At 58.8% G+C, this 20,698-nt stretch carries 22 protein-coding genes; 16 read left to right on the plus strand and 6 right to left on the minus strand.

What is annotated here, in order from left to right; translation table 11 throughout:
• Both NWQ23_RS02640 and NWQ23_RS02645 read left to right on the plus strand, forming a co-directional pair.
• Window positions 1-205 (plus strand): hypothetical protein (locus tag NWQ23_RS02640; protein ID WP_306164687.1); only part of this gene is annotated, 205 nt, incomplete at its 5' end.
• Window positions 206-225: 20 nt separating this feature from the next.
• Entirely contained in the window at window positions 226-825 is a 600-nt protein-coding gene (locus tag NWQ23_RS02645) for a hypothetical protein (protein WP_306164688.1), read from the plus strand.
• A gap of 45 nt (window positions 826-870) precedes the next feature.
• On the opposite strand, the gene hemN is transcribed toward NWQ23_RS02645, so the two are convergent.
• From hemN to NWQ23_RS02670, 5 genes are all read right to left on the minus strand, one after another.
• Complete coding sequence (gene hemN / locus NWQ23_RS02650) at window positions 871-2,220, minus strand: oxygen-independent coproporphyrinogen III oxidase (RefSeq protein WP_306164708.1); 1,350 nt, start codon at window positions 2,218-2,220, stop codon at window positions 871-873.
• A gap of 73 nt (window positions 2,221-2,293) precedes the next feature.
• Window positions 2,294-2,899, minus strand: a complete 606-nt coding sequence (locus NWQ23_RS02655) for an SCO family protein (protein ID WP_306164689.1) — start codon at window positions 2,897-2,899, stop codon at window positions 2,294-2,296.
• 56 nt (window positions 2,900-2,955) lie between these two features.
• Window positions 2,956-3,402 carry a copper chaperone PCu(A)C gene (locus NWQ23_RS02660; protein WP_306164690.1) on the minus strand — a complete coding sequence of 149 codons (447 nt, stop codon included), beginning with the start codon at window positions 3,400-3,402 and terminating at the stop codon, window positions 2,956-2,958.
• A 64-nt stretch (window positions 3,403-3,466) separates the two neighbouring features.
• Entirely contained in the window at window positions 3,467-3,814 is a 348-nt protein-coding gene (locus NWQ23_RS02665; protein ID WP_306164691.1) for a hypothetical protein, read from the minus strand.
• A 169-nt stretch (window positions 3,815-3,983) separates the two neighbouring features.
• Window positions 3,984-4,742, minus strand: coding sequence for a FadR/GntR family transcriptional regulator (locus tag NWQ23_RS02670; protein ID WP_306164692.1), 759 nt, complete (start codon window positions 4,740-4,742; stop codon window positions 3,984-3,986).
• 66 nt (window positions 4,743-4,808) lie between these two features.
• Between NWQ23_RS02670 and NWQ23_RS02675 the strand changes: the two genes are divergently transcribed.
• The 14 genes from NWQ23_RS02675 (at window position 4,809) to NWQ23_RS02740 (ending at window position 19,376) form a co-directional block, all read left to right on the plus strand.
• A complete protein-coding gene (locus tag NWQ23_RS02675; protein WP_306164693.1) occupies window positions 4,809-5,576 on the plus strand; it encodes a DUF2182 domain-containing protein in 768 nt (255 codons plus the stop codon).
• A 14-nt stretch (window positions 5,577-5,590) separates the two neighbouring features.
• Window positions 5,591-6,301, plus strand: coding sequence for a DUF1326 domain-containing protein (locus NWQ23_RS02680; RefSeq protein WP_306164694.1), 711 nt, complete (start codon window positions 5,591-5,593; stop codon window positions 6,299-6,301).
• A 23-nt stretch (window positions 6,302-6,324) separates the two neighbouring features.
• Entirely contained in the window at window positions 6,325-6,801 is a 477-nt protein-coding gene (locus NWQ23_RS02685) for a DinB family protein (protein WP_306164695.1), read from the plus strand.
• Window positions 6,801-7,901, plus strand: coding sequence for a dimethylsulfoniopropionate demethylase (locus NWQ23_RS02690; protein ID WP_306164696.1), 1,101 nt, complete (start codon window positions 6,801-6,803; stop codon window positions 7,899-7,901). The genes NWQ23_RS02685 and NWQ23_RS02690 overlap by 1 nt, the downstream gene beginning before the upstream one ends.
• Before the next feature lie 47 nt (window positions 7,902-7,948).
• The gene (gene acuI / locus NWQ23_RS02695) at window positions 7,949-8,932 is read left to right on the plus strand and encodes an acryloyl-CoA reductase (protein ID WP_306164697.1); all 984 of its coding nucleotides are present in this window, start codon (window positions 7,949-7,951) and stop codon (window positions 8,930-8,932) included.
• Between the two features lie 73 nt (window positions 8,933-9,005).
• Window positions 9,006-10,223 (plus strand): aminotransferase class V-fold PLP-dependent enzyme, encoded by a 1,218-nt coding sequence (locus tag NWQ23_RS02700; RefSeq protein ID WP_306164698.1) that lies wholly within the window; start codon window positions 9,006-9,008, stop codon window positions 10,221-10,223.
• A gap of 27 nt (window positions 10,224-10,250) precedes the next feature.
• Complete coding sequence (locus tag NWQ23_RS02705; protein WP_306164699.1) at window positions 10,251-11,666, plus strand: deoxyribodipyrimidine photo-lyase; 1,416 nt, start codon at window positions 10,251-10,253, stop codon at window positions 11,664-11,666.
• Between the two features lie 125 nt (window positions 11,667-11,791).
• Window positions 11,792-13,000, plus strand: a complete 1,209-nt coding sequence (locus NWQ23_RS02710; protein WP_306164700.1) for a cyclopropane-fatty-acyl-phospholipid synthase family protein — start codon at window positions 11,792-11,794, stop codon at window positions 12,998-13,000.
• 36 nt (window positions 13,001-13,036) lie between these two features.
• Entirely contained in the window at window positions 13,037-13,477 is a 441-nt protein-coding gene (locus tag NWQ23_RS02715; protein WP_306164701.1) for a TrgA family protein, read from the plus strand.
• A 3-nt stretch (window positions 13,478-13,480) separates the two neighbouring features.
• The gene (locus NWQ23_RS02720) at window positions 13,481-14,596 is read left to right on the plus strand and encodes an NUDIX domain-containing protein (RefSeq protein ID WP_306164702.1); all 1,116 of its coding nucleotides are present in this window, start codon (window positions 13,481-13,483) and stop codon (window positions 14,594-14,596) included.
• A gap of 68 nt (window positions 14,597-14,664) precedes the next feature.
• Window positions 14,665-15,693 (plus strand): cysteine synthase A, encoded by a 1,029-nt coding sequence (locus tag NWQ23_RS02725; RefSeq protein WP_306164703.1) that lies wholly within the window; start codon window positions 14,665-14,667, stop codon window positions 15,691-15,693.
• Window positions 15,690-18,008: a DUF3772 domain-containing protein gene (locus NWQ23_RS02730; RefSeq protein WP_306164704.1), complete on the plus strand. Its 2,319-nt coding sequence runs from the start codon at window positions 15,690-15,692 to the stop codon at window positions 18,006-18,008. The genes NWQ23_RS02725 and NWQ23_RS02730 overlap by 4 nt, the downstream gene beginning before the upstream one ends.
• Window positions 18,005-18,721, plus strand: coding sequence for an alanyl-tRNA editing protein (locus NWQ23_RS02735; RefSeq protein WP_306164705.1), 717 nt, complete (start codon window positions 18,005-18,007; stop codon window positions 18,719-18,721). Before NWQ23_RS02730 ends, NWQ23_RS02735 begins: the two co-directional genes overlap by 4 nt.
• 4 nt (window positions 18,722-18,725) lie before the next feature.
• Window positions 18,726-19,376: a M35 family metallo-endopeptidase gene (locus NWQ23_RS02740; RefSeq protein ID WP_306164706.1), complete on the plus strand. Its 651-nt coding sequence runs from the start codon at window positions 18,726-18,728 to the stop codon at window positions 19,374-19,376.
• On the opposite strand, the gene NWQ23_RS02745 is transcribed toward NWQ23_RS02740, so the two are convergent.
• Entirely contained in the window at window positions 19,373-20,518 is a 1,146-nt protein-coding gene (locus NWQ23_RS02745) for an AI-2E family transporter (protein WP_306164707.1), read from the minus strand. The genes NWQ23_RS02740 and NWQ23_RS02745 overlap by 4 nt on opposite strands.
• Window positions 20,519-20,698 lie beyond the last annotated feature (180 nt).

Consider the following 20,698-nt stretch of genomic DNA (forward strand, 5'->3'; position numbering starts at 1 on the left):
CAAAAAGGCCCAGTCCGATGCTCAGAAGGGCGAAAATGATATTGATGATGTCCATATGCGTTCCTTTGACCTGCGTCCCAGTTTCGCCGCCGATCGTGTGAGAATGACTGGCTTGATCGCGCAGCCAAAGCGCGATGGCGGTGGTCGGGTTTCCATGACTTATGCGAATTTCAGCAAGGGTCTAGAGTATTTGTACTTGAGTTAAACATTTTTAGGAGAAGACAGATGCCAAATATTGAACGCATTACGTTTCGCGATTGGTCTATCGAAGCCGGCGCCTTGGGCGATGGAGCGCACGACGCTACCGTCAGTTTTTCCGTCAGGGTCAGCAACGCGCCAGTCAATGCAGCCCGCGATTTTCATCGCCAGTTCGGATATAAGATTGACGTTTGGGGCGATCCTCGCGCCAACAATACCGGTATCCCGACTGACGCAGAGTTGGAGCATATCTTTAGCTTCAAGCGGTTGAGCATTCGGCCAAACTGCCGCTTCAACGGTGGACGCATTCAGTGCACCTACGAACGTGGAGAAACAGACATATGGCCATTCGCCAATAATGGCACATTTGTGGGCAGTGACCTGACCGCCGGAGCGCTCGAGTTTTCCGTTGGACCCATCTCCGCCAGTATTCTGGCCGCGCAATTGGATGTCGCCGAAGGCAGAGAGTTGCGCCTGCCACGCATGTTCGGCGGTGGTACCATCATGTTGCCGGCAGAGGACCGAATCTATGCGATCGTGTCCATTGTCGAGTATGGCACGGGCCGTGTGGTGCGTACCGCACGAAGCCGTGTGGACCGCAACGTTTACGAGAATATCCCCGCTTAGGGTTCATTCTGACGCAGCCACTCTGATCCTTGGGGTGGCTGCTGATTATGAGGCTTGCGAATACTGTGCCGCGATGCCGCTAAAGCCATCATATCGTTGGGCAATGATCCGCGTCAGGGGGCGCCCTGCATCGGTGATCAGCAAGCCTTTGTCGGTCGGCACCACATAATCCGCGAAAGTTTCAAGAATTTCTGCGTGGACGGGCGCGAGACTGTCCGCATTTGGATGGTTGCGCAGCTTGTCCAGATCGATCTCGAAATCACACATCAGCATGTTGATCGCCTCGGCGCGCAGCCGGTCATCCGCGTTCATTTCATAGCCGCGATGCCCTGCAAGCGTGCCTGCCGCGATCCGTTCGATATAGGCAGCCGTGGCAGAGGCGTTTTGCACGTAACCTTGCGCAAATTGCGAGATGGACGAAGCCCCGATCCCGATCAGCGTGGGGCAGGTGTCGTCTGTATACCCTTGAAAATTGCGCCGCAGATGCCCCGCATTGGCCGCTTGCGTCAGGCTGTCGCCGGGTTTGCCGAAATGGTCGATCCCGATCGCCTGATAGCCGCTACCGACAAAGGCATGTGCCGCTTGGCGGGCAAGGGCATAGCGTTCTTCTTCGCCCGGCAGGGCTGCATCGGGGATCAGCTTTTGCCGTTTGGAGAATGTCGGCACATGGGCATAGCCGAACAGGGCGATACGATCCGGATCAAGCGCGCGCACCTTGGCGATTGTTCGGGCCAGTTTTTCGGGGGTCTGAAACGGCAGCCCATAGACCAGATCGGCATTCAGCGAGGTGATGCCCGCCGCCCGCAGGCTATCGACACAGGTTTTTGTGGCGGCAAAGCTTTGCGCACGACCGATGGCCTTTTGGACGTCGGTGGCAAAATCCTGAATGCCGATACTGGCGCGGGTCATGCCCATCTCGGCCAATGCGGCGATTTTGGCGTCATCGACAAGGGTCGGGTCAATCTCGACCGAAAAACTGAAGTCGTCCGCTGGTGGAATGACATCCTTGACGGCTTGGGCAAGCGCGCGGATCATATCAGGTGGCAGGATTGTCGGCGTCCCGCCGCCCCAATGCATCTGCCCCATCCGGACGCCAGAAGGCAGGGTGGCGCGCAAAAGCGCCAACTCGTCCTTTACGACCCGCAGGTAATTGTCCACGGGCTTGAGCGTTGTGGTGCCTTGGGTCCTGCAGGCGCAGAACCAGCACAGGCGCTCGCAAAACGGAATGTGGATATAAACCGAGACCGGCGTGGCCGGGTCCAGCGCCTTGATGCAGGCGGCTTGAAAGTCGGCCCCGGTCTGCACGGTAAAGGCTGTGGCAGGCGGATAGCTTGTGTAGCGGGGCACGCGGGCGTCAAAAAGACCCAAGCGGCGGAGGTTTGCAAGATGTGTCATGCGCCCGTTCTGGCAGAAGCCGTCACCGGGTTTCTTGCGCCAGATCAAATGGCGCAAGAAATTTTCGGCCTGACTAGCTTAGCTCATCGATAAAACAGGCGGTGACCTCGGCCACTTGTTCCGCTGTGGTGTCGCGCCGGAAGAAAGTGGCAAATCCGGTCTCGGGAAACATCAAATAGGTTTGGGTGGAATGATCCACCAGATAGAACTCCGGATCACCTTCCTGCACGCGGTAATAGGTCTTGTAGGCTTGGCTCGCTGCTCTGACCTGTGCGGGCGATCCTGTCAGACCGATCATGTCCTCGTGAAAGTTGTCGGTAAAATTGCGCACGACCTCGACCGTATCACGTGCGGGATCAACCGAAATAAACACAGTGCCCAGATCGATCCCTTGCTCTTCCAGCAGATAGGCGGCCTGCGCATTGCGTGCCGAATCCAAGGGGCAGACATCGGGGCAGAAGGTATAGCCAAAATAGACCAAAGTCGGCTTGGTGATGACATCCGTGTCGGTCACGGTCGCACCGGTTTCGGAGACCAATTCGAACGGGCCTCCAATCGCGCTGCCCGCAACGGCAGTATCGCCACAAAGGGACGCGGCGTGGCTTTGGGTTTGCCATGTATAGATGCCGAGTGCTGCAGCCGCTGCAAGGGTTGTGATGCCGAAAATAACTGCTTTCATTGCGTGTTTCCCTCTGGATTTGCGTTGCCGGCACGCGGCCGACAACGCAGTCTGGGTTAATTGGAATGGGCCGCCATGTCACGGGCAACCACTTCAAAGGTAACGGGGATCTCGCCTGCTTGCGCAAAGACCAAGGTTGCGGGGATCGTTTCGCCGATTTCAAGCGGATCGCCATTCAGGCCCATGAACATCACATGCAGCCCGCCAGGTGCGAGGGTCACTGTTTCTCCTGCAGGGACGGGGATACCGTCGATATGCTTCATGCGCGCGATCCCGTCGGTGAATTCAGTGGTGTGAATCTCGACGCGGGGAAAATCGGCTATGACCGAAATCAGGGTGTCATCGGTGGCGCCGGTATTGGTGATCTGCATGAAACCGCCGCCTGACATCGCGGTTGACGGCGTTTCAAAGGCGATCACCTGCGAAATGGACAGGGTGTCTTCGGCCCAGGCAGCAGATGACAATGTGAGAAGGGCCAAGACGGCCAATGGAGTGCGGTTCATGATAGGTGCTTTCGCTATGCGGCAAGGCGTCAGCCCTGCGCTGTTGTGATCTTGGGTGGACGTTTCAGATCACAAGGACAGGTGGCCCGCGGGCGAAATGGGAGGCTGTATCAGCCGTAGTGATGACCAGATTGCCCGATTGTGCCCAGTCCAAGGTAAAGGTGGACAGGTCGGGCAGCGCTGCCAGAGCCGGTTCGGGCAGATGACAGGTGTGGGCAATGACACAGGCCATGCATTTCGCACCCGAGGCCAGAGGATCGCCGTCATCACCGCAAAGATCGGCCCAGTTGCCGCCTGCAAGGATAAAGGCTTCGGCCTGGGCTTCGGCATCCGCCGACAGCGTCCGGTGTCCAAAGCTGGACAAGGTGAGGGCCACCAGAAGGCACAGTGATATGAGGCCGCGCCAGATCATGCGGCAGCCTGAGCCAGCGCATTGGGCCGACCAACCGTTTGGACGGTGCGGATGCATGCAATGCAATTGCTTTGGTGCCCCAGGTGCATGAATTTCAGCCATCTCGAATTGATAGGGGTTTCTTACACCTGTTTATCGACAGAAGAAAGGGCCGGTGACGTAAGGTGGATCATGATCCACCTGAGCCGAGAGGGCCGTTGCGCGCGGCCAATCGCGTCGCAAAGACACTCTGCGCAAGCTCTTGGGTGTAGGTTGCCAAAGCGGCAAGGTTTTGATCTGCTGCCGCTCCGTCCTGCGCCTCAAGCGCATCCGCAATCGCCGTATGGAGCGCGATGATCCGTTCACGTGACCTTGCGCTGAAGGTGATCATGTTCATCAGCGGTTGCATCGCCTCGACCGCACCGGCCAGTTGGTAGGACAGCACCGGATTGCCCGCCGCATCCACCAAAGCGCGGTGAAATGCCACATCAGAGGCGCAAAATGCCTCGTCGGTCAGCCCCGGTTGTGATTGTCTGTGCGCCTCGGCCCGCATCGTGGCCAGATGGTCCGCTGTCCGCCGGAGTGCCGACAAGGGCGCGCAGGCCCGTTCCAGCGCGTAACGGGCCTCGCAGGCGGTGGCAAAGCTGACGTCGTTCATGGACAGAAGCAGCGTCGAGGTCGTGATCTGCTGCCCGTAAGCCTCTTCAAACCGCAACCGGTTCACAAAGGCCCCTCCAGTGGCCCCGCGTTGCGTGCGGATCAGCGCTTGCGCGGCCAACCGCTTGAGCGCTTCGCGCACCGTCGGGCGCGAGACCGCGAACTGCTCGGCCAATTCCGCCTCCGAGGGCAGACGCTCGTCCACAGGCAAAGCCCCCGAGATGATCGCATCGCGGATCGCCTTGGCTATCTGGGCTGACAGGTCAGCGGGGTTCTTCGGATCAATTTTCATTTGTCAGACAATTAAACGTCTGACATATGAATAAGCAAGTCCTGAGTCTCTTGAAGGAAGCACTAGGTGCCGCATTTGGTCCGCTCATCGCTGTGGCTGTCGTTCTTTGCGGCGATCCTTTTGTCTTGGGTCATGCTTTACATGATGGCTATGGACATGGACCTTGATCTGCTGGGGCGTCCGGGACCGATGGGGCAGGCGATGGCCGATATGGATCCGCGGATGCCAATGGACATGCCGATGGCCCGCTTTGGCCCGCTTTTTGCGATGTGGGCTGTGATGATGGCGGCGATGATGCTGCCCACATTGGTGCCGACACTGACAACCTACGAACGCTTGATGGTCAGTGCCGATGGCACGCGGGCAGGCTGGTTGGGCGTGCTTTTGGGCTACTTCATTGTCTGGGTCGGTTTTGCAGCCGCCATCGCGGCGGTCCAGCTTGGCTTGCTTTTTGGCGGCATCATCAACATGCTGGGCGTGGGGCCGGTTTGGTTGTCGGCGGTATTGTTGATTGTTGTCGGCGCCTTTCAATTTACCCGTGTCAAAGAGGTCTGTCACGGCGTTTGCCACGCACCGATGACCTATTTTCTGGGGCATTGGAAAACAGGTTTTGGTGGCGGTTTGCGCATGGGTCTGGGATTGGGCGCTTTTTGTGTGGTCTGTTGCTGGGGCTATATGGCGCTGGGGTTTGCGGGCGGGGTCATGAACCTCGCGTGGATGGGTCTTGCGACCCTTTTGATGGTTTTGGAAAAATTGCCCGATATTGGGCATCGCGTGATCAAACCAACCGGCGCGCTGCTGATTGCGGCCGGTCTGGGTTTGGTTCTCCTTTAGGAAAGGGACAGAAAATGGCCGAGACAACACGGGCACCCGCCGACAGGCTGCCGATCTCGCAACGTATTGACCAGCGCATGGACAGCAATCCGCTGCGCCGCAAAATGAAGCCCACCGAATGGGCGATCAAGGGAGAGCTGTTCCTGAACTGCTCTTGCACCGTCTTTTGTCCTTGCGTGGTCAGCCTTGGCGCGCACCCGCCCACCGAAGGGCATTGCCATGCATGGATGGCCATCGCGATTGACGAGGGCCATTTCGAGGGCGAGGACCTGTCAGGTCTGAACGTGGGCCTGCTGGTCGATATCCCGGGCCGCATGGCCGAAGGCAACTGGCGTGTGGCGGCCTATGTGGATGAACGGTCGACCCAAAAGGCCTATAACGGCATTTTAAAAATCTTCAGCGGGGCTGCGGGCGGGACCACTGGTCTGTTCACCATGCTGGTCTCCGAGATCATCGGGGCCGAGCGCGAAAAGGTCGAGATCGTGCGCGAAGGCACCAAGCGCGGCATCTATATCGGCCGCAAGATTCAGGGCGAGATCGAGATGATGGCAGGCAAATCTCCCGATCATCCGGTCATGGTCAGCAATTCCAAATACTGGATGGGGCCGGATATCATTGCCGCGACAGGGACCAAGTCCAAGGTGCGCGATTATGGCCGCGTCTGGGACTTTGGCGGCAAATCAGCCGAGATCTGCCCGATTGACTGGAAAGGCCCCAAGCCTTGATCACGCCCGAGTATTGTCAGGTTATGGCGCGTTACAACGCGTGGCAAAATGACGGTTTACGCAAGCTCTTGCCCCAAATGGATGTTGCGGATCTGATACAAGAGCGCGGCGCCTTCTTTGGCTCGATCATGAAAACGGTCAACCATCTGCTTTGGGGTGATCAGGTTTGGCTCAGCCGTTTCGGATATCCAATTTCGGTGCTCAAGACGGCTGATCGCGGCGTGGATGTGACGAAAACTGCGAGCGAATGGGCCGCAGAGCGTTTTCGTACCGATGCGGCGATCAAATTGTGGTCACTGGGTCTTAAGGCGGTTGATCTGACAGGTGATCTTGTCTGGACCAATACACTTGGCGTCCGGAATTCTGAAAAGACGTGGGTTTGTGCGACCCATTTCTTTAACCACCAAACCCATCACCGGGGACAGGTGCATGCAATGTTGACGGCAGCGGGTCAAACGCTTCCCGACACTGATTTAACTTATCTTCCGCAGGAGCAATAATGGCCGTCATCGCCCCCTCGCGTCGTATCCGGCGCACCCCATTCACCCAAGGCGTCGAAGCGGCCGGTGTAAAGGGGTATACTGTCTATAACCACATGCTGCTGCCGACAGTCTTTGAAAGCGTGCAAGCCGATTATCACCATCTGAAATCGGCGGTGCAGGTCTGGGATGTGGCGTGCGAACGGCAGGTGGAACTGCGCGGTCCGGATGCGGCGCGTCTGATGCAGATGCTGACCCCGCGTGATCTGCGCGGCATGCTGCCCGGGCAGTGCTTTTATGTGCCTATCGTGGATGAAACCGGCGGTATGCTCAACGATCCTGTGGCGTTGAAACTGGCAGAGGATCGCTGGTGGATTTCAATTGCCGATAGTGATTTGCTGTTCTGGGTCAAAGGCTTGGCCTATGGCTACCGTCTGGATGTGCTGGTGGACGAGCCTGATATCTCGCCTTTGGCGGTCCAGGGCCCGCAGGCAGATGACCTGATGGCGCGTGTCTTTGGCGATGCGGTCCGCAGCGTCCGATTTTTCCGTTTTGGCTGGTTCGACTTCCAAGGCGTGAGCATGGCGGTCGCGCGGTCAGGTTATTCCAAGCAGGGCGGGTTCGAGATTTATGTCGATGGGACCGAAAACGGTATGCCGCTCTGGAACGCCTTGTTCGAGGCGGGCAAGGATCTGGATGTACGCGCGGGTTGCCCCAATCTGATCGAACGGATCGAAGGGGGGTTGTTGTCTTACGGCAATGACATGACCCGCGAGAATACCCCGCATGAATGTGGACTTGGGCGCTTTTGTTCCACACAGACGGCGATTGGGTGTGTGGGCCGTGATGCGCTGTTGCGCGTCGCCAAGGAAGGCCCGACCCAGCAGATTCGCGCGATTGCGATTGCAGGTGATATTCCGCCCTGTGACCAAGCCTGGCCTTTGATGTCGAATGGCAAGCGTGTGGGGCAGGTCACGTCAGCGGCAAAGTCGCCTGATTACGATACCAATGTTGCCATTGGCATGGTTCGCATGACCCATTGGGATGCGGGTACCGCACTTGACGTGCATACACCTGACGGAGTGCGTGCGGCCACGGTGCAGGAAAAATTCTGGATTTAGTCCGGACGAAGAAGACAGGGCAACTTGCCCATATGAAAGGAAGAAAGATGTTTCACGCTTTGGTCGTTGAGAAAAATGAAGAGGGCAAAACAAGTGCCGCGGTGCAGGAATTGTCTTTGGATCAACTGCCCGAAGGTGATGTGACCGTCGCCGTTGAATACTCGACCGTGAACTACAAAGACGGGCTTTGCATCGGTCCCGGGGGTGGTTTGGTGCGCAATTATCCGCATGTGCCGGGCATTGATTTTGCAGGCACGGTCGAGGCGTCGGATGATCCGCGCTATAGCCCCGGCGACAAGGTCGTGCTGACCGGATGGCGCGTGGGCGAGGCTTACTGGGGGGGCTATTCCCAAAAGGCGCGGGTCAAGGCCGATTGGCTGGTGCCTTTGCCTGACGGCTTGGATACGCGCCAAGCGATGGCCGTGGGGACAGCGGGATTTACCGCCATGCTGGCCGTGATGGCGCTTGAGGATCACGGGATCAAGGACGGGCCTGTCTTGGTCACGGGCGCTGCGGGCGGTGTGGGGTCGGTTGCCACGGCGATCCTTGCCAATCTGGGCTATGAGGTCGCTGCTGTGACCGGTCGCCCCGAAACGGCGGATTATTTGAAATCCTTGGGTGCCACGCAGATCGTGGCCCGCGAAGAGATCAACGAGACCACAAAACGCCCGCTCGAGGCTGAAACATGGGGTGGCTGTGTCGATGCCGTAGGGGGCGATATGCTCGCGCGCGTTCTGGGGCAGATGAAATACGGGGCCTCGGTCTCTGCCGTGGGTCTTGCGGGTGGTGCGGCTTTGCCTGCGACAGTCATTCCTTTCCTGCTGCGCGGTGTGAACCTGCTGGGGATCGACAGCGTGATGCAGCCTTATGACAACCGTGTCCGCGCTTGGGCGCGGATCGCCAGGGACCTGCCGATGGACAAGCTCGAAGCGATGATCCAGCCCGCAACTTTGGCCGATCTGCCCGATCTGGGGCGCGGCATTTTGAAAGGTCAGGTCAAGGGCCGTGTCGTGGTGGATGTGAACGCCTGACCGCCCGAGGCATTCCGAAAAATTATCGGCCTCGGTGCTTGCGCATCGGGGCCTTTTTCGTATCCATGCTGCCATGACACTAGATATCGCATGGGTGCGCGCCCAATTCCCGGCCTTTGACCAGCCTGCCTTGCAGGGGCAGGGCTTTTTTGAAAATGCGGGCGGGTCTTATACCTGTCGGCAGGTGATTGACCGCCTGCACAGGTTCTACACCGAACGCAAGGTGCAGCCCTATGCGCCTTATGAGGCGTCGCGCCTTGGTGGCGCAGAGATGGACGAAGCGCGCAGCCGTCTGGCCGCGATGCTGGGGGTCGCCACGCACGAGCTTTCCTTTGGCCCGTCGACCACGCAGAACACGTATGTTCTGGCCCAAGCCGTGCGGCGCTGGATCAAGCCCGGGCAAAGCATTGTCGTGACCAATCAGGACCACGAGGCCAATAGCGGCCCGTGGCGCCGCTTGGCCGAGGAAGGTGTACAGATCCTTGAATGGCAGATTGATCCCGAAACAGGAGAGCTGGCCCTTGAGGACCTCGCCACACTGCTCGAGCAGGACGTCGCACTTGTTGTTTTCCCCCATTGTTCCAATGTTGTAGGGGCCATAAATGATGTGGCCGCGATCACAAGGCTGGCCAAATCCGCCGGTGCGCGCGTCTGTGTTGATGGCGTCAGCTATGCCCCGCACGGGTTTCCCGATGTGGGCGCCTTGGGCCCGGATGTTTACCTTTTCAGCGCCTACAAGACCTATGGCCCGCATCAGGGGATCATGGTGATCCGCGAGGCGTGGGGGATGGAGCTGCCCAATCAGGGGCATCACTTCAACGGGGACAGTCTTTACAAACGATTTACGCCTGCAGGGCCGGATCATGCACAAGTGGCCGCCAGCGCTGGCATGGCCGACTATTTCGAGGCGATGTCAGCCCATCATGGCGGCGGCACAGGTGCGGATGCCGCGCGCAAATCGCATGATCTGATGCGCGCACAGGAGGTGGCCCTGTTGCAGCCCTTGCTTGACTATGTCTCGGCCAAGAACTCTGTCCGGCTGATTGGTCCGGCCGATGCCACGCGCCGCGCACCCACCGTCGCCATGGCGCTTGCAACTGACGCAGAAGAGACCGCAGCGGCGCTGGCCCCGCATGGCATTATGGCGGGCGGCGGCGATTTCTATGCCCAGCGCCCCTTGTCCGCGATGGGTGTCGATCTGGGCAAAGGCGTGCTGCGTGTCAGTTTCGTCCATTACACCGATCGCGCCGAGGTTGACGCGCTGATGACAGCGCTAGATCAGGTCCTATAGGCGGTCTTTCGGTCGCGCGGAGGACAGATGAGCCAGACCCCGATTTTGCTATGGTTCCGCCGGGACCTGCGACTTGCCGATCACGCGGCTTTGTCTGCGGCGGTGGCCACGGGCAGGCCGGTCATCCCGGTTTTTATCCTTGATGATGTGGTTGAAGGTCTTGGGGCTGCGCCCAAGATACGGATGGGGTTGGCGGTTGCGCATTTCGCACAGGTGCTTGGCGACAACGGCAGCCGGCTGATCCTGCGCAAAGGCCACGCACTGGACGTCTTGCGCAAGCTGATTGCCGAAACCGGGGCAGGGGCTGTCTATTGGTCACGGCTTTACGATCCCGCAAGCAAGGCCCGCGATACCGACGTCAAGTCCGCGCTCAAAGCGGACGGGATCGCCGCCCGCAGTTTCGAGGGGCACCTGCTGTTTGAACCCTGGACAGTCGCGACCAAGACGGGCGGATTTTACAAGGTCTATACGCCGATGTGGAACATGGTGCGCGGACGCGATGTGCCGGCAGCTTTGCCTGCGCCAGCGACGCTGCCAGCACCCTCGGCTTGGCCTGCCAGCGATAGGCTTGAAGACTGGCGGATGGCGGCTGCGATGGGGCGCGGCGCTGATATCCTCACCCGCCATTGCACAGTGGGCGAAGAGGCGGCGCGCGACAGGCTGGACAGCTTTATCGCGACCCGCGTCCACAATTACGTCAAGAACCGCGATTTACCGGCCGTAGACGGGACGTCGCGTCTGTCCGAAAACCTCACCTATGGCGAAATCAGCCCGCGCGTGTGCTGGCACGCGGGCAGGCGCGCGCGCGAGGCGGGACAAGGCGATGCCGAGGTTTTCCTCAAGGAACTGGTCTGGCGCGAGTTTGCCTATCACCTGGCCCATCACACGCCGCGCATCGTGACGGACAACTGGAAAGAGGACTGGGACGCCTTCCCTTGGAACACCGATGAAACGGCAGAGGTGACCGCGTGGAAGCAGGGGCGCACCGGCATCCGATTTGTTGATGCTGCCATGCGCGAGATGTATGTCACTGGAACCATGCACAACCGGGGCCGGATGATCGTGGCGTCGTACCTGACCAAGCATTTGTTGACCCATTGGAAGGTCGGTCTGGACTGGTTCGCAGACTGCCTGATCGATTGGGACCCCTGTAGCAACGCGATGGGCTGGCAATGGTCGGCAGGGTCGGGGCCTGATGCCACGCCCTATTTCCGCGTCTTCAATCCGGTCACCCAACTGGACAAATTCGACAAGGATCGCGCCTATGTCAAACGCTGGATCGCCGAAGGCACAAAGAGCCCTGCCGCGACAGCGCTGCACTATTATGATATGATCCCGCTGCGCTGGGGCATGTCGGCTGACGACCGCTATCCGGACCCTATCGTACCGGCAGACCTAGGGCGTACGCGCGCGCTTGACGCATATCAAAACCGTGGTTTCTAGGTGTCGTAAGGGAAGTGACGCTAAATATGAACGTTTTCCGTGACTTCACCGTATCACACGTTAATTAGAACCAAACCAGCAAAGAGGCGCAAAGCCTCACAGAACGACAAGCGACAGGAATACAGATGATCTTGATGAGTACTGATGGGCAAACGGGGCTTCCACGCTATTTCGCGCGGGTATTCGACCAGATCAAACACCTGCGCAAAGGCCGGGTGGATATCATCTTGCCGGACGGTCGCCACTTCCGCGCCGAAGGGCCGGAACCGGGCTATGTGGCCGAGGTGCATGTGCATAACGCCGATCTTTTTGCGCGGACGGTCCGCGAAGGCGACATGGGTTTTTCCGAGGCCTATCTGGACGGATGGTGGACGACCCCCGACCTGATGGCGGTGATGGATTTCATGCACGATGACGCCGATCATATCTATGATGGCTTTCCGGCACAGGCCTTGATCCGGTTTTACGAGCGTGTCCGGTTCTGGATGCAGCGCAACTCCAAGACACAAGCGCGCAAGAACATCAGCTATCACTATGACTTGGGCAACGCATTTTACGGGCTGTGGCTGGACGATACGATGACCTATTCGTCAGCGATTTTCGAGACCGGACAGGAAAGCACCGAAGCTGCACAGATTGCCAAATATGCCAGTATGGTCGACCAGATGGGCGCCAAGGCTGGCGATCATGTGCTGGAAATCGGCTGCGGTTGGGGTGGTTTTGCAGAATATGCAGCCAAGGAGCGTGGTATCAAAGTGACCGGGCTAACCATCAGTCAGGAACAGCACGACTATGCCGTGGCGCGTATGGCAAAGGCGGGCCTGTCAGACATGGTCGAGATCAAGATGCAGGACTACCGCGACGAAAAGGGCGTTTATGACGGCATTGCCAGCATCGAAATGTTCGAGGCCGTGGGCGAACAATACTGGCCTGTCTACTTTGAAACCCTGCGCGAGCGTCTGAAACCGGGCAAGAACGCAACACTTCAGATCATCACCGTCAAGGACGAACGCTGGGAGAGTTACCGCAAGGGTGTCGATTTCATCCAGAAGTACATTTTCCCCGGCGGCATGTTGCCAAGCCCGACTGTTTTGCGTCAAGAGGTTGAAAAGGCTGGATTAAATGTCAAAGGCTCGATCGAGTTCGGCCCCAGCTATGGGTTGACCTTGCGACGCTGGCATCAAACCTTCAATGAAAAGTGGGATCAGGTCGCCGCTTTGGGCTTTGATGCGCGTTTCAAACGGATGTGGGATTTTTATCTGACCTCTTGTGCCGCGACATTTGATAGCAGAAACTGCGACGTAACGCAGATTACCGTGACGCGGTCCGTATAGATCGGGCTGCGCGCGTCAGGATAAGGACGCCCTGACATGCCTACAGCTGGACGCCTCGCTGGTGCCGTCATTTTTGGCCTCTTCGGGTGGTATATGGCGGGCATATCGATTCCCTTTTTTCCCGAAGGGGTCGCGCCAAGATATTGGATCCCCGCAGCCGCTGCGATCAGTCTTTTCATCGGTTGGAAGGTCTGCGGCAGCAGGGCGGGTCGCGGGTATAATCCGGCTGTCGCTGTTGGATTGACTGCGGCCTTCATGATGGGGTTTAGTCTGGTTTTTGTTCTGGCCTTCAACCAGATGATCAAGAATGCGATGCGGCTGCGCTATGACGGACCGATGGAAGCCGTGGTCGACACGTTCAGCCAGATGGTCAAGTTTGCATCCTATTTCAACGATATCCCGTTGATCGCGACGCTGTTGATCGGTGGTATTCTTTGTGCATGGTTCACTGAATATTTCGGCAAGCGTTACCCCTAGCACATGGATATTTTTGTCTACGGGACATTGCGTTCTGCCGCATTGATGGCGGCGGTGGCGGGGGCTGGTCCATTGCGATCTGTCCCGGCATCTGTGTCCGCGTTCGAGGTCTGCCCGCTGGCAGGCAATGTCGTGCCCTTCATCAGGCCTGCATCGGCGCGGACCGCCTTTGGTCTTGTCTGGCAGGATTTGACCGCCGATCAGGTGCGCCGCCTCGACCTTTATGAAGGGGCTTTTGGTTACCGGCTGGAAACGGTTGTCGTCCAAACGGATGAGGGGCCGCGCGAAGCCCAGTTCTATCTACCCCCAGAAGGCAGTCTGGCAGGCGAGGGCAGTTGGAGCCTGGAACGGTGGGAAACCGATCATCTGGCGCCCGCGCTGCTGGCGGCTGCTGAAATCTTTGCGCTTGATCCCGCCCCCGATCACGCGCAATTGCGTGCCATGTGGCCGATGATCGAGGCGCGTGCATGGTCCCGACATCGCGCAAAGGCGGGCCCTGCGACCGCGCGCTATGCGGCGGGCGTTGATGACTTTGGGCTGATTACCGCACGCCCGCAGCACGGTGATTTTTTCCGTTTCCAAAGCCTTGATATTCAGCACCGCAGATTTGACGGCCAAAGGTCGGATATCCTGACGCGAGAAGGGTTTTTCGGGGTCGATGCGGCGATTGTGCTTCCCTATGATCCGGTGCGGGATCGGGTGCTTCTGGTCGAACAGGCCCGTCTTGGCCCAAGGCTGCGCAACGATCCGAACCCGTGGATGCTGGAGCCTGTTGCGGGCATCGTTGACGCCCGCGAGACACCGCAGGATGCTGCATTGCGCGAAGCGCGCGAAGAGGCAGGGATCGCGATCACACGGCTTGAGCCAGCGGCGGGGTTCTATGTCTCGCCTGGTGCATCGACCGACTATTTCTATACCTTTGTCGGTCTTTGCGATTTGCCACGATCAGAGCCCTACATGGGTGGCCTGCCCGAAGAAGGCGAAGATCTGCGCGTCCATCCGCTGTCTTTTGATGCGGCGATGGCTCTGGCCGATAGCGGTGAGGTCGCGACCGGTCCTGCACTCTTCCTGCTTTACTGGCTGCTGCGCCATCGCGACAGGCTAAGGGCCGCGCTTTAGCTTGCGATGGCTTGATGTCCTGCGGGTCCGGTCCTACACAGGATCGACGTAACTGAAAGGGCCGTGACATGACCATCAAGACCGATCTCGCAGATGCCGTTGGCAACACGCCCCTGATCAAATTGCGCGCGGCCTCAGAGGCTACGGGGTGCACCATTCTTGGCAAAGCCGAGTTTCTGAACCCGGGCCAGTCGGTCAAGGATCGCGCGGCGCTGTTCATGATCAAGGATGCCATCGCGCGCGGTGATCTGCGGCCGGGTGGCACAATCGTTGAAGGCACAGCCGGAAACACCGGGATCGGGCTTGCGTTGGTGGGCGCTTCCCTGGGTTTTAAGACGGTGATCGTGATCCCCAATACCCAAAGCCAAGAAAAGAAAGACATGATCCGCTTGGCCGGGGCGCAACTGGTCGAGGTGCCCGCAGTGCCCTATGCCAATCCGAACAACTACGTCAAATATTCCGGGCGTCTGGCAGCAGCGTTGAACAAGACCGAACCGAACGGGGCTGTCTGGGCCAACCAGTTCGACAATACCGCCAATCGCCAGGCCCATGTGGAAACGACCGCACCTGAAATCTGGGAACAGACAGGCGGCAAGGTCGACGGATTTACCTGCGCCTGCGGCTCGGGCGGAACGCTGGCCGGCGTGGCACAGGTCTTGCAGCCCAAGGGGGTCAAGGTGGGCCTTTCGGATCCGGATGGCTCCGGTCTCTTCAAACTCTACACCGGTCAGGTGCCCCCGTCGGGCGATTCCATCACCGAAGGCATCGGACAAGGACGCATTACCGCGAACCTTGAAGGCTTCACCCCTGATTTTGCTTATAAAATCCCCGATGCAGAAGCGCTGCCCATCGTCTTTGATCTGTTGCAAAACGAAGGTCTTTGCATGGGCGGATCGACTGGAATCAACATTGCGGGTGCGATCCGCTTGGCCCGCGAAATGGGGCCGGGCCATACCATCGTCACGATCCTTTGCGACTATGGCACACGGTATCAGTCCAAGATTTTCAACCCCGCATTCCTGCGCGAAAAAGGGCTGCCGTTTCCGGCATGGATGGAGGCCGAAGTGAACGTGCCATCGGTGTTCGAGGACGTATGATCCGGCATCTGACATTTGCTCTCTTGCTGGCCGTTTTTGCGGCTGTCGGCCCTCAGCAGGCCACTGCGCAGGACGTGAGTGTCACCGAGGCTGCCATCTCGGATGTCGAAATCTTCGATCGGCTGGCGCAACGTGCCGAAGACCTTGTTTCGCGCGAAGAGGCGTCCATTTTCGCGATCAGCAGGTTGCGGGCGGAACTGGTGACATGGCGCGATCGGTTTTCCAGACAGACAACGGTTAACGCGGCTCGGATCGAGACAGTGGATGCGCAGTTGGCAGCCCTTGGTGCTGTCCCTGAAAGCGGCGAAGAGGCGTCATCGGTTGCCGCGCGTCGGGCGGCTTTGATCACACAGCGTCAGGAATTGGTCGCACCGCGTTTGCTGGCGCAAGAATCCTTTGCGCGGGCCAATGGCCTCATCAGCGAGTTCGACGCGCTGGTGCTGCGCCGCGAAACGGCTGCACTGACCGTGCGCGGGCCGTCGCCCTTAAGCCCGACCAATATCGGTGACGCTCTTGGTGCAGTGTGGAGTGTCGTCGGGGTGATCGGTATCGAAATTGGCGCAGGCTTTGCCGCCGAGCGCGATTCTGGCCGTCTTGCGCAAGCGCTGCCACGTGCGTTGGTCCTGTTCATTGTGGGCGTCGGTCTCTTGGGCATGGGCCGGCGTCTGGTCACAAGATGGCGTGCCGGGCTTGCGCAGCGTGAAGGGCGCTGGCGTCCGCTCATTCTGTTCCTTCTGACGCTGGTGCAGATCACGGTGCCTCTTGTCGGTCTTTTGGCGCTGACCGAGGCCTTGCAATCGCTTGGCATATTTGGCCTGCGGGGCAGTGATGTGGTCGAAGCCATTCCGCTTGCGGGCTTCTTTGTCATTTTTGGATGGTGGATTTCCCGCCATGTTTTCCCAACCGGCGATCTGCCCGGATATCTGGGGTATGACGCCAAGACCCGTGCGTCAGGGCGCCGCTACAGCGTCACAATCGCTTGGGTCCTTGCGATCGCGACGGTGGTGGACGCGGCGCTGCGCACGATGGACTTGACCGAAGGGGCGGCGACAGCTGTTGCATTTCCGGTCTTGGTTCTTTTGGGGTTGATGTTCTGGCGGCTGGGACGGGTGATCCAAACGCCCCCCGAACCTGTGGAAGGTGCAACCCAATCCGCCGGTCGTATGCGCGCATTGGTCGGGCGCTTTTGTTCGCTGGCAGCCCTTGTCGCACCCAGTGTGGCAGCCTTTGGTTTTGTGGACGCCGGGCGCGCCCTGCTGATCCCGGCGATCATGTCGGTTGCATTGGTGGGTGTCTTGCTTTTGCTGCAACGGATCGTCCACACGATGACCCAAACTGCTGAAACCGAAGAGGACCTGCGCGGTGTGCAGGCGCTGGTGCCTATCTTTGCAAGCTTTACCATCTATCTGCTGAGCTTGCCGTTATTTGCCCTGATCTGGGGCGCGCGTGTTGATGACCTGCTGGAATTGTGGAGCCGGTTCCGCGAAGGCTTTGCCATTGGTGAAACCCGCATCTCACCGACTGATTTCTTGATGTTCGCCGCGGTTTTTGCAGTGGGCTATCTGCTGACCCGTTTTGTCCAAGGCACATTGCGCAAGACCGTGCTGCCGCGCACACGCCTTGATCTGGGAGGGCAGAATGCGCTTGTGGCCGGATTTGGTTATGTGGGCATCATACTGGCGGCCATTGTTGCGATTACGAGCGCGGGCATTGATCTGTCCAATCTGGCCATTGTCGCCGGTGCCTTGTCGGTCGGCATCGGCTTTGGCCTGCAAAACATCGTGTCCAACTTTGTTTCCGGGATCATCCTGCTGATCGAACGTCCCGTCAGCGAAGGTGACTGGATCGAAGTGGGCGGGCAGATGGGCTATGTGCGCGCGATCTCGGTGCGCTCGACCCGGATTGAAACTTTTGACCGGACCGACGTTATCATTCCCAATGCGGATCTGGTCAGCGGGCAGGTGACAAACTGGACCCGCGGCAATCTGGTAGGGCGGGTGATTGTGCCTGTGGGCGTGGCCTATGGCACGGATGTCGACAAGGTGACCGAGATTCTGAGAGGTATCGCAGAGGCGCATCCTCTGGTCCTGATGACACCGCCCCCTGCGGTCTTGTTCATTGGCTTTGGCGCGGACTCGCTTGATTTCGAAATCCGCGCCATCCTGCGCGATGTGAACTATGTCCTCGTGACCAAATCCGAGATGAACCACGAGATTGCCAAGCAATTTGCCGCGGCAGGGATTGAGATTCCTTTCGCGCAGCGTGATATTTGGTTGCGCAACCCCGAGGTGTTAAAGGGAGCCACCGCCGAATGACCGAACTGCTTTTCCGCAAAGACGCCTATGCCCGCGAAGCGATAGGCAAAGTGACTGCGATCACATCCGAAGGCGGAATCGTACTGGATGGCTCTGTGTTTTATCCCACCTCTGGCGGTCAACCCGGCGATAGCGGCAGCCTGCGGTGGGATGGTGGCGAGATCGAGATCGCGACAGCGGTCAAAGGGCAGGGCGATGATCTGGTCCTTGTCCCTGCCGAACCCGCGCCTTTGCCTCTCGTGGGGCAAAGCGTCACGCAGGTTTTGAACTGGGACCGCCGCTATCGGCACATGCGCGTCCACACAGCCCTGCACCTGTTGTCGGTTGTCATTCCCTTGCCTGTCTCGGGAGGTGCGATCAGCGCGGACAAAGGCCGTCTGGATTTCGATATGCCCGAGGCCCCAGAGGACAAACAGGCCCTTGAAGACGACCTGAACCGATTGATTGCCTGCAATATGGATGTGACAGAGGAATGGATCACGGATGCCGAACTCGATGCGCAGCCTGATCTGGTCAAGACGATGTCGGTCCAGCCCCCGCGCGGCAGCGGCATCATCCGCCTTGTGCGCATAGGGGTTGGCAAAGAGACCGCTGATCTGCAACCTTGTGGCGGAACCCATGTGGCCAATACCCAAGAAATCGGCCGCGTCACCTTGGGCAAGATTGAAAAGAAAGGCCGCCAGAACCGGCGGGTCTATCTGCATCTGGAGTAGCGACATGCGGCAGTTGTTTCTTGTGATGATCGGGCTGGTCTGGCTGGCGCAACCTGCAACGGCCCAGACCTTTTCAGGCTGCGATACCGAGCAGTCGAAAATCATTGCCGATGCGCTGGGGACTGCCAAGGAATTGACGCTCAAGGCCGCTGTCGCCGTCGGGGACACGTCCGACTATCAGCGTTGGTTTGGCGACTACACGCAGGCCAATGCAGAAGAAGTGCGCGCGAACCTCAAGGCAGTGGTCAGGGCTTTGCGCGGTGGCGGGGTCACTGCGCAGTGCGAGGTGGTCGGCGATGACGGGTGCAGTGCGGGTGAATATGCTTGGGTTTTTGCGCATGAACCCTACCTGATGCATCTGTGTCCGTCTTTCTTTTCCCTGCCCGCCTTGGTGGCGCTTCAGCCAGGCTCACGGCGCAGCGACAACGGGACCCGCGAAGGGACAATCGTGCATGAAGTCTCGCATTTCATCCATGTGGCCGATACCGATGACCACTGCTATTCGCGCAGGGAATGTGCCCAGATGGCGCTCAGTGATCCGCGGCGCGCAATCGAAAATGCCGATAGCTATCAATACTTTACCGAAGACGTGACCTATTATGCGCGGCAGCCCTTGGGGAACAAGCCGCCACCGGCACCCCGCAGCAGCCGCTAGTCGCGCCGGCTGTCGTAACCGAAAAGATCGCGGTCAATCGGCTGATCCAGCATCTCTTCCGTTTCCGGCAGACCTTCGCGTGACAAGAGCACCGCAAAGGGCCGCAGACTTGGCACATGGCTGCAAACAACCAGCATCATCACCATGATGGGCACCGACAGGAACATGCCGGGAATACCCCAGACCGCCCCCCAGAACGCAAGCGACAAGATGATCCCGAAGGACGACAGACGCAGTGCATGCCCCATCAGCATCGGGTCGATGATGCTCCCGTTGACGAATTGAATCATCCCCGAAAGCAGAAAGATCGCCAAAGTGATGGTCGGATCGCCAAGCTCTACATGGGCCACAAGAACAAGCAGTGCAGTCGCCACCAGCGAGCCGACATTGGGAATGAAGTTGAGAACAAAAGTGATGATCCCGATCGAGACGGCCAGTTCGATATTGAAGACCCGTGCAAGGACAAAGATCATGGCACCTGTAATCGCACTGATCACCGTCTTGACCAGCAGGTAATAGTTCACCCGATGAATGATCGACTGGATTATTTTTCCGACACGTTCCGCCTGAACGGGATCTCTGACAAGGCTTTGGAGTTTTGTTTGGAACCAGATCCGCTCGGCAAAAAGGAAACCCACAAACAAGATGATCAGAACCGTCGCCTGCGTGATCCCGCTGGCCTGTCCGGCGGCCCCGCGCAGATAGCTGGACACATTGACAGAGCGCAAAGCATTGGAGATCGCCAGTTGGCTGTCGTCTCCCAGCCACGCAAAAAGTGACGCGACCGCAGAAGGGGCGCGTTCCGCATAAGACAAAGTCGTGACCAGCACGGTGTTGACCTGCGCCAGCAGGATCGAGGTCAAGGTCAGCAATGCGGCGGCAATCAGCACCATGGCCGCAATCGTGGCCAGTGTATTTGGTATCCGGAATGGCCCGATCCGCTGGCGCGCAATAAAGTTGATGACGTCGCTGGTGAGACTGAACAGAATGATCGCCGTGGCCAATGAGATCAGCACAAAGCGCGCCTGAACAAGCAAGAACAGCACAACGGCAAAGGCGATGACCAACAGCGCCCCGGTCTGCAAGCGGGCCGCGTCGCTGGATGTGTCAGGCTTGCCAGTTTTCGGCGGATCGTGCAGCATCGGTTGTCGGGCTCCTTGTCAACCAAGTCTCGTTTGTAGGATGTGGACGGGGGTCGGGTAAAGAGGACTCACAAACATATGTCTAGGGTCTTGCAAAGGCAGTGCAGTTACGGCTAAACGCACGCCACGGACAGGTGGCCGAGTGGTCGAAGGCGCACGCCTGGAAAGTGTGTAGGCGGG

Origin of the sequence: Yoonia sp., from assembly GCF_030731595.1 — a bacterium.
GTDB lineage: Bacteria > Pseudomonadota > Alphaproteobacteria > Rhodobacterales > Rhodobacteraceae > Yoonia.